Origin of the sequence: Campylobacter sp. CNRCH_2016_3089 (genome assembly GCF_025772505.1) — a bacterium.
GTDB classification, from domain to species: domain Bacteria; phylum Campylobacterota; class Campylobacteria; order Campylobacterales; family Campylobacteraceae; genus Campylobacter_D; species Campylobacter_D lari_D.
The window spans coordinates 42,477-52,557 of sequence record NZ_JAKMSF010000002.1 but is presented as its reverse complement, the minus strand read 5'-3'; the positions used below and the strand labels follow the sequence as shown (position 1 = coordinate 52,557).

The 10,081-nt window shown below is 30.2% G+C and carries 8 protein-coding genes; 6 read left to right on the top strand and 2 right to left on the bottom strand.

Translation table 11 applies throughout. From position 1 onward, the window contains the following. Positions 1-4: 4 nt before the first annotated feature. Positions 5-1,687: a UvrD-helicase domain-containing protein gene (locus L8W69_RS01475; protein ID WP_263666259.1), complete on the top strand. Its 1,683-nt coding sequence runs from the start codon at positions 5-7 to the stop codon at positions 1,685-1,687. A gap of 85 nt (positions 1,688-1,772) precedes the next feature. Here L8W69_RS01475 and L8W69_RS09355 read toward each other — a convergent pair whose 3' ends face one another. Next, positions 1,773-2,720: a WG repeat-containing protein gene (locus L8W69_RS09355; RefSeq protein WP_263666258.1), complete on the bottom strand. Its 948-nt coding sequence runs from the start codon at positions 2,718-2,720 to the stop codon at positions 1,773-1,775. Then, entirely contained in the window at positions 2,720-3,523 is an 804-nt protein-coding gene (locus tag L8W69_RS01465) for a DnaJ domain-containing protein (protein WP_263666257.1), read from the bottom strand. Before L8W69_RS01465 ends, L8W69_RS09355 begins: the two co-directional genes overlap by 1 nt. Before the next feature lie 188 nt (positions 3,524-3,711). Here L8W69_RS01465 and rplM point away from each other — a divergent pair, with 188 nt between their 5' ends. The 5 genes from rplM (at position 3,712) to nifJ (ending at position 10,080) form a co-directional block, all read left to right on the top strand. Then, complete coding sequence (gene rplM / locus L8W69_RS01460) at positions 3,712-4,137, top strand: 50S ribosomal protein L13 (RefSeq protein ID WP_039617653.1); 426 nt, start codon at positions 3,712-3,714, stop codon at positions 4,135-4,137. Positions 4,138-4,139: 2 nt separating this feature from the next. Beyond that, positions 4,140-4,529 (top strand): 30S ribosomal protein S9, encoded by a 390-nt coding sequence (rpsI, locus tag L8W69_RS01455; RefSeq protein ID WP_039617655.1) that lies wholly within the window; start codon positions 4,140-4,142, stop codon positions 4,527-4,529. A 244-nt stretch (positions 4,530-4,773) separates the two neighbouring features. Further along, positions 4,774-5,760 carry an OmpA family protein gene (locus tag L8W69_RS01450; RefSeq protein ID WP_263661062.1) on the top strand — a complete coding sequence of 329 codons (987 nt, stop codon included), beginning with the start codon at positions 4,774-4,776 and terminating at the stop codon, positions 5,758-5,760. Positions 5,761-5,763: 3 nt separating this feature from the next. Further along, on the top strand, positions 5,764-6,408 hold the full coding sequence (locus L8W69_RS01445) for an HAD family hydrolase (protein ID WP_263660520.1): 645 nt from the start codon (positions 5,764-5,766) through the stop codon (positions 6,406-6,408). A gap of 117 nt (positions 6,409-6,525) precedes the next feature. Next, positions 6,526-10,080 carry a pyruvate:ferredoxin (flavodoxin) oxidoreductase gene (gene nifJ / locus L8W69_RS01440; RefSeq protein WP_263666256.1) on the top strand — a complete coding sequence of 1,185 codons (3,555 nt, stop codon included), beginning with the start codon at positions 6,526-6,528 and terminating at the stop codon, positions 10,078-10,080. Position 10,081: the final 1 nt, after the last annotated feature.

The window sequence follows — 10,081 nt, the reverse complement described above, 5'->3', positions numbered from 1 at the left end:
TTGTATGAGATGTTTTATTGTAAATTCAAATTATAAATCTACTGATGGTGAAAAATTCTTAATTAAATATTTAAATGATAATTTACCAGAGGATTATGAAATTTATGTCCAACCTAATTTGAATGGAAATAGACCTGATATTATTCTTTTTCACGAGCATAAAGGTGTATTTATTATCGAAATTAAAGATTGGAAATTAGAAAGATTTGAAAAAGATAGTAAAAAGAATAAATATTATAAATATACTAATGGTGGACGTTCTGAAATAGCTAATCCAAATTCTCAGCTTAGAAGATATAAAACTCAATTTAATTATTTTAAGCAACTTCCTGCTATTTGTATTCATTATTTTTATAATAGCTGCACCCAAGATGTCATTGACTTTATAGGGGAAAGAGGTATTGAAATTTTTGGATGTGATAAAAAATATAACTTAATTAAATTTATAATAAATTATCCAAATAGCTTTATTAAATCACCAAACGAAATAAGAGATTTTTTACTTCCAAAAAAACACAAAAAAGAAAATGGAGAATATATAAATTTAACACAACAACAAAAAAGACTTATAGAACATACTCCAAAAACATGGAGAAGATTAAAAGGGGTTGCAGGGAGTGGAAAAACCTTGGTTGTTGCACAAAAAGCGGTAAATATAGCAATAGCTAACAAAAAAGTATTAATTATTTGTTTTAATAGAACATTAAAAAGATATATAAGAGACCAAATAAATAAAACATGCAAAGATTTTGAATGGAAATTTATAGAATATAATCATTTTCATGAATTTATTAAATTATATGTAGAAGAAAATGGATTAGAAGTAAAAAAATATGGCAATAATTTTGATTTATATGAATGTGCTTTAATAGAGCAGGTTTTAAAACTTCAAGAAAAAAAATCAAATTCGAAAAATAGAAAATACGATGCAATATTAATAGATGAAGCACAAGATTTTAAAAAAGAATGGTTTGATATTTTGCTTTATTTTTTAGATGAAAATAGTGAAGTTTTATTAGCAGCTGATGATAGACAAAATTTATATAACAGAAGTGTATCATGGATTGAAGAAAGTATGGGTGGATATAAATACAAATTTAAAGGCGCTTGGGCTGTTTTAAAAGAAGTGAAAAGATCTACCCGTTTGCCAAGTTTAATTCACAAGACTAATCTATTTTTTGAAACATTCTTAAAGGATTATTTAGAAAATCATCCTGATAAGAACTTTGGTGATTTTTTAAATTCAGAAATTATCATAAATGAAAATACTTTAGATTTGTATTCGTTGGTTTGGGAGAATATTGAAGAAAAAGATCTGTATGATAAAATTTTATATTATTGTAGGTTTTTCATAAATGAGAAATATAAACTAAAAGATATAAGCATTTTAGTACCCAATAAAAATATAGGGCATAGCATGATGTGTTTTTTAGTTAAAAACAATATAAACATTGAACATATGTTTGATAATAAAGATGATTTCTCGTTAGAAAGTGATGCTGTGACAATATCCACCATAAATAGTTTTAAAGGTATGGAAAACAAAGTAATTATTTATGTTAGTGAAAATAAAAGTAGTATTTGTAATGACTTTAGAACCTATGTTGCATTAACAAGAGCTAAAGAAGCTTTAGTGGTATTAAATAACAATAAAAAATATTTAGAATATTCTAAAGAATGGATGTAGCATAATTTACAGCCATTCTCAATTGTTTTAAATTTCTAAAGTTTTTCTTGTATTATTTTTTATTTTTCAACCCTAGTATGATAATTTAATCTTTTATAATATTACCTTTTTTGTCAATATATACCCATTTTCCGTTTAGTTTAACTTTTGCTATTCCGCCTCTAAAATACCGTATATCGTCAAATTGAGGTTCTATTGCAATTTTTCCACTTGTATCAATAAAACCCCATTTATCATTTAGTTTAACACCAGCCAAACTTTCACTAAAACTCCACACACCATCAAAATTAAGTTTTATTATCAACTTTCCGCTTTTGTCTATAAAACCCCATTTATTATTCAGTTTAATTGCTGCTAAACCTTCACTAAAATATCCTATACCATCAAATTGAGGTTCTATTGCAATTTTTCCACTTGTATCAATAAAACCCCATTTACCATTCAGTTTAACACCAGTCAAACCTTCATTAAAACCCCACGTATAATCAAATGCATTTTCAACTAAAATTTTATTATTTTCATCGACTAAATTCCATTGATTATTATCTTTGATAGCTCTTAGATCCTTATGTTTGTGTATATAAGCACCTATACAAGCTTTCCTATCTCCCTTGTCGCATTTTTCTTTGTAGATAGCTTGGAGTATTTTACAACTTGCTTCATCGCTGTGGCATTTACTTTCAAGTTCGCTTATGTAAATTCGGCTATATTTTCCACCGTAAAAATACTGATACACACTAGCTAAAGCTATCAAAAACAAAATCATCACACTAGCTATGATTTTACTTTTGTGTTTTGTGATGAATTCTTTTCTTTGTTTGAGTTTCTTTTCTCTTTCTTCTTGGGCTATTTTTATCTCTTCTTCGATTTTCTTTTTTCTTTCTTCTTCTAATTTTTTTAATTCTTCTTGTCTTTGTCTTTCTTTTTCTAGTTTTTCTTTTGCTTGTGGATCATATAGTTCATTACTTCCACATTCTTTACAAAATTTAGCTACATCTAAATTTTTCATATTGCAATGTTTGCAAATAAGCATCATTCACCCCTTGCTTGTTTTATGATTTCATAGGCTAGGTTGATCTTTTTCATCATCTCTTGAGCTATCTTTAAAAGTTCAGGTGGAAGCTCTTTAGAATGAAGATTATCATAGTGGTATTCTTTAGCTAGTTTTCTATAATTTTTCTTTATACTTTCAAAATCATCATTTGGATGAGAATTTAAAATTTCATAGGCTTGTTCTAGGGTGATTTTTATTTCATCTTGGTGTTTTTCTTGTTTTTGCTGAGTGTTTTCATGTGTGAAATTATAAATTTGCTCATATCTTATTTTTATTTCCCTAAAGCTTATGAGGTTTAATCCAAGTCCTATGATGATATTTTCCATTAAGGTGTTTTCATTTGCACTCATTTGTTTATCATAATATATTAGATCAAGCAATAAACATATAAGAAAATCTGCTTCTTTCTTGCTTATGCGTATGTTAGAGCAAAGCTCACTAATGCTTCTGCCTTGACTTTTCTCATACTCAAAAATACTTGCATAAGTATTTCTAAAGCCACTATACTCTTTAGTATAAAACATTTCTATCCTATCAAGCAAAGAAGATATAAATTTAGATAAATCTTGAGTAATGATTTTATTATCTACTTTGGCAACTTTTGCTAAAAAAGCAACCATGATAGCAGGATTTTTACTATAAATAAAATCAAATTTTTGTCTTGCGGCATGGTATAATTCTTTTCCGCAAAATATACAAAATTTAGCGTCTTTATCAGGATTAAATTCTGAGCAATGCTTACAAATTCTATATTCTTGAACTTTAAATTTTAAAGAAAACAAAATAAAACCTTATTTTTAATACAATAGAAAGTTATTTTATAAAGAACTTACTTAAAAAGTGCTATTTTACTTTTATCTGCAAGAATTAATCAAAATATTTAAACTTTAAGTATTCTTAAATTAAGTATTAATTAAGCTAAAATAATTATAATCTCATTTTTAAAAAAATTTTTGGCAAAGGTAAGATGATGACAAAGATAACAAAGCCAAACGAAGTAAAACGTGAATGGATCGTTTTAGACGCTGAAGGAAAGCGTTTTGGTCGTCTTTTAACAGAAGTAGCGACTATTTTAAGAGGTAAAAATAAACCTTGCTATACTCCAAATGTTGATTGTGGAGATTATGTAATCATTATCAATGCTTCTAAAGCAGTTTTCACAGGTGCAAATAAAGCAGAAGATAAACTATATCACAGACATTCAGGGTATTTTGGAAGCGTAAAAAGTGAAAAATTTGGTGATTTATTAGAAAAAAATCCAGTTAAATTATATAAATTAGCAGTTCGTGGTATGCTACCTAAAACAAACCTAGGTAGAGCTATGCTTAAAAAATTAAAAATTTATGCAGGTAGCGAACATCCTCATACTGCTCAAATTGCTAATAAAGGAAAATAATCATGGCAACAACATACGCAACAGGTAAAAGAAAAACCGCTGTAGCTAAAGTTTGGGTAAAAGCTGGTAGTGGTAAAATCATCGTTAATGGTATGGATTTAAACACTTGGCTTGGCGGACATGAAGCTATAAAATTAAAAGTAGTTCAGCCTTTATTAGTAACTAAACAAGAAACTTCTATGGACATTAAAGCAACAACTTTAGGTGGTGGTTACAGTGCTCAAGCTGAAGCTTTAAGACATGGTATTTCAAGAGCTTTAGCTGCTATGGATGCAGATTTTAGAGCATTATTAAAACCAAAAGGACTTCTTACTAGAGATAGTAGAACTGTTGAGCGTAAAAAATACGGTCGCAGAAAAGCAAGAAGAAGCCCACAATTCTCTAAACGCTAATATTTTTTGGATCCATTTTGGATCCATTTTCTCTATTTTTTTAAAAAAAATCATATTTTTTTCATATATTTTTATTTTATTTAAAATCAAAGGATTTTTTGTTTAGAATAAATATTTATAATTCCAAGGTCCGATCAGGGAAACCTCCTTTTTGTAGTAAATTTAAGCCCCTTACCCAAAGGGGCTTATTTTATTTTAATCTTCTTTTTTATATAATCGCTCAATTTATTTTATAAGGATTGTTATGAAAAAAATTATAAGCTTAGTTAGTTTAGCTAGTGTTTTATTTGCTTTTGATGCTAGCAAAATAGAAATAACCCCGACCTTTAACTATACAACACCAGAAGGAAATTTAGATCTTAAAAATTATGGTGGAGTTGGCTTAAGATTTGGCTATCACTATGATGATTTATGGATAGATCAAGCTGAACTTGGTTTAGAGTATTATGATAATGCAAAATATAATAATCCAAATGATAATACACATACAAATACTAGTGTTTCGAGATTTTATGTGAATGCTATTAAAGGAATTGATTTAGCTAATCATGTGTATTTATATGGATTATTAGGAACAGGTTATGAGTATTTAAGTCATGGGGCTTATGAAAATAAAAGTGGTATGTTTGCTCAATATGGTGCGGGTTTTAAATTCGCACTTGGAGAAGATTTAGCTTTAAGACTTGAAGCAAGAGATCAAATTAAATTCAACAATGGCGAACATAATTTAATTTCTAGTGTTGGTTTAAGTTTTTATTTTGGCAATAAAGCTCCAAAAACTCCTAATGTTGAAACAAAACAAATTGAAGAAAAGCCACAAGTAAAACAAATCGATAAAACATGTTCAGAACCAAGAAAAGGTGCTTTGCTTGATCATATAGGTTGTGAAAAAACAATAGCCCTTGAGGGACATTTTGGTTTTGATCAGACTAATATAAATCCAGAATTTGCTCAAAAAATTCAAGAAGTGGGTAAGATCTTAGAAGAAAATCCTCAATACTATACTATTTTAGAAGGCCATACAGATAGTACAGGTCCTAAGGCTTATAATCAAAAATTATCATTAGAGCGTGCTAATGCCGTAGCGAAGGAACTTGAAAAAACAGGTGTTGCTAAAGAAAAAATTGTAACTAAAGGCTATGGTTTTGAAAAGCCAAAAGCAAGCAATGATACCAAAGAAGGTCGTGCGCAAAATAGACGCGTTGAAGCAAAATTTTTTATTAAAGAATAAACTTTGCTAAAAAAGACAATTTTATTTGATTTAGATGGCACTTTGATAGATTCTACAAGTGCCATTTTAGATGGATTTGATGCTGCTTTTAAAGCTTTTAATGAGCCTTTAAGAGATCATGAAGCTATTAAGGCTTTGATAGGTTTTCCTTTGGATGTAGCTTTTGAAAAGCTTGGTGTGACAAAAGAGAAAACAAGTGAATATATTAATGCTTATAGAAATGTATATCAAAAAATCTATATAGAACAAACTTCTTTACTTCCTTTTGCAAAAGAAAGTGTATATGAGGCTAGTTTATTTGCTGATTTAGCTGTTGTTACGACTAAAAGTTCTAAATTTTCTAAACCTTTACTTGATCATTTAGGTATAGGAGAGCATTTTAAAGTTATTATAGGTAGAGACGATGTAACTTGTCCAAAGCCAGATGCTGAGCCTATTTTATTAGCTTTGAAGAAACTTTCTAAAAACAAAGAAAATGCTTTTATGGTAGGTGATACTCATTTAGATATAAAAGCTGCTCAAAATGCCAATATTATTCCTGTGGCTGTAAGTAGTGGTTATGAAAGTAAAGAAAGTTTAGCTAAATTTGAAATTCCGCTTTTTAAAAATACCTATGAAGCCATAAAATATATAAGAAATATCCGATAATTTCCCATTTAAACTCTATACCTATAAATAATAAAAAATTTTTATTATTGTTTAAGACAATTAAAGATAAAGTAGTTATTGACTTTAAGTAATTATTTAATTATAAGGATAGATTAAATGAGTAAAATAATGAAAACGATGGATGGTAATGAAGCAGCAGCTTACGCTGCTTATGCATTTACAGAGGTTGCTGGAATTTATCCTATCACTCCAAGCTCTCCTATGGCTGATTATACTGACATATGGGCTTCTCAAGGCAAAAAAAATCTTTTTGGAGTGCCAGTTAAAGTTGTAGAAATGCAAAGTGAAGCAGGTGCAGCAGGGACAGTTCATGGGTCTTTGCAAGCAGGTTCTTTAACCACGACTTATACCGCTTCTCAAGGACTTTTGTTAAAAATACCAAATATGTATAAAATTGCAGGTCAACTTTTACCTGGAGTAATTCATGTGGCAGCTAGAGCTTTAGCATCTCAAGCGCTATCTATTTTTGGAGATCATCAAGATATTTATGCTGCAAGACAAACAGGTTTTGCTATGCTTTGTTCGCATTCTGTGCAAGAAAGTATGGATTTAGCAGGTGTTGCACACCTAGCAGCTATCAAAAGTAGAGTGCCTTTTATGCATTTTTTTGATGGTTTTAGAACCTCTCATGAAATCCAAAAAATTGAAGTAATGGATTATGCACATTTTGATCGCTTATTGGATCGTAAGGCTTTATTGGAATTTAGAAATTCCTGTCTAAATCCAGAAAATCCAAAAACAAGAGGTACGGCTCAAAATGATGATATTTATTTTCAAACAAGAGAGTTGGCAAATAAATATTATGAAGCTGTTCCTGATATTGTTAATGAATATATGCAAGAAATTTCAAAAATTACAGGAAGAGAATACAGACCTTTTGTGTATTATGGGGATAAAAATGCAACGCGTGTTGTTGTAGCAATGGGTTCAGTGACTGAAGCTTTAAAAGAAGTTGTAGATTATTTGAGTAGCAAAGGTGAAAAAGTAGGGGTTTTAAAAGTTCATTTATATAGACCATTTAGTTTAAAATATTTATTTGATGTAATGCCTCAAAGTGTTGAAAAAATTGCTGTTTTAGATAGAACTAAAGAGCCAGGAAGTTTAGGCGAGCCACTTTATTTGGATTTAAAAAGTGCATATTATGGAAAAGAAAAAGCACCTTTAATCGTTGGTGGTAGATATGGACTTTCTTCAAAAGATGTGGATCCTGCTCAGTTAATAGCAGTTTTTGAAAATCTAAATCAAGCAAATCCAAAAGATGGTTTCACCATAGGAATTGATGATGATGTAACCTTTACCTCATTGCCTGTGGGAGAGAAAATTTCTTTGGGTGATGAAAGTACTATAGAGTGTTTATTTTATGGACTTGGTGCCGATGGCACTGTAGGTGCAAATAAAAACTCTATTAAAATTATAGGAGATAAAACAGATTTTTACGCGCAAGCTTATTTTGCTTATGATTCTAAAAAATCAGGTGGTTACACAAGAAGCCATTTAAGATTTTCTAAAAAACCTATTACTTCAACTTATTTAGTTTCTACACCACATTTCGTAGCATGCTCAGTGGCTGCGTATTTAGAAATTTATGATGTTTTAGCAGGTATTAGAAAAGGAGGAACCTTCCTTTTAAATAGTATTTGGAGTGTGCAAGAAACTATTGAAAAAATTCCAAATGCAGTAAAAAGAGTTTTAGCACAAAAAGAAATTAATTTTTATATCATTAATGCTACAAAACTTGCTAGAGAGATAGGACTAGGTAGTAGAACAAACACGATTATGCAATCAGCATTTTTCAAACTTGCTAATATCATTCCTTTTGAAGATGCGCAAAAATATATGAAAGAATTAGCTTATAAATCATATAGTAAAAAAGGTGATGCTATAGTTGAAATGAATTATAAAGCTATTGATGTAGGTGCAGATGGACTTGTAAAAGTTGATATTGATCCTTCTTGGGTAAATTTAGCTAATGAAGCAAAAGAAGAAACTATAGCTTATAAAGGCACTGAATTTGTTGAAAAAATCGCAAAACCTATGAATGCAGCTAAGGGCGATGATTTACCAGTTTCGGCATTTTTGGGCTATGAAGATGGTAGTTTTGAGCATGGTACTACTGAGTATGAAAAAAGAGGCGTTGGTGTTATGGTGCCAAGATGGATAGAAACTAATTGTATTCAGTGTAATCAATGTGCTTCAGTATGCCCTCATGCAGTTATCAGACCTTTCTTGATTGATGAAGAAGAATTAAACAATGCTCCAGCAGGTGTAAAAGAGCACAGCTTAAATGCAAAAGGCGTGAAAGAGCAAAAATTAAATTTCAAAATTCAAGTTTCGCCGCTTGATTGTACAGGTTGTGAGCTTTGTGTGCATGAGTGTCCTACCAAAGAAAAATCTTTAGTGATGGTACCACTAGGTGAAGAGCTTGATCATGGTGAGCAAGAAAATGCAGATTATTTATTCAAAAAAGTAAGTTATAAAGATAATATTTTAAATAGAGAAAATACCAAAGGCATCCAATTTGCTCAACCTTTATTTGAATTTCATGGAGCATGTCCAGGGTGTGGAGAAACTCCTTATATTACTTTAATTACTAGATTATTTGGTGAAAGAATGATTGTTGCTAATGCAACTGGTTGTAGTTCTATTTATGGTGGCTCAGCTCCTTCAACTCCATATAGAAAAAGCAATAAAAATGGTCATGGACCTGCTTGGGGTAATTCTTTATTTGAAGATAATGCTGAATTTGGTCTTGGTATGAAAATAGCAACTGAAACTACAAGACATAAAATAGAACACATAATGAATGAAAGTATGCAAGAAGTACCTAACGCACTTTCTGCATTATATAAAGAGTGGATTGCAAATAAAGAAGATTCTAAAGTTTCTTTGGAATTAAGAGATAAATTAGTTCCATTGTTAGAAGAAAATAAGCAAATCAAAGCAGTTAATGATATTTTAGAACTTAAAAGCTATTTAAGTAAAAAATCACATTGGATTTTTGGTGGCGATGGCTGGGCTTATGATATAGGTTATGGTGGACTTGATCATGTTTTGGCAAGCGGTGAGAATGTAAATATTTTAGTGCTTGATACTGAAGTGTATTCTAACACAGGCGGTCAGAGCTCAAAATCTTCAAGAACGGGTTCAGTAGCACAGTTTGCTGCAGCAGGTAAGCCAGTACAGAAAAAAGATCTTGGTCAAATTGCTATGACTTATGGTTATATTTTTGTGGCTCAAGTAAATTCTAATGCAAATTATGCACAATTGTTAAAAGCTGTAATGGCGGCAGAAGCTTATGATGGACCTTCTTTGATTATTGCTTATTCTCCTTGTATAGCTCATGGTATTAAAGGTGGACTTGGAAATTCAGGAAATCAAGCAGAGTTAGCTACAAAATGTGGATATTGGCCAACTTATATTTATGATCCGCGTTTAGAAGCTGAAGGTAAAAATCCTTTAACAATTTCTTCAAAAGAACCTGATTGGGATTTATATGAAAGCTTTTTAATGAATGAAGTTCGTTATAATTCTTTGAAAAAATCAAATCCTGAGCAAGCAAAAGAATTATTTGAAAAAAATAAAGCAGAGGCACAACGTCGTTACAGACAGCTTAAGCGTTTAGCAAGTGCTGATTTTAGCAATGAAAATTAAT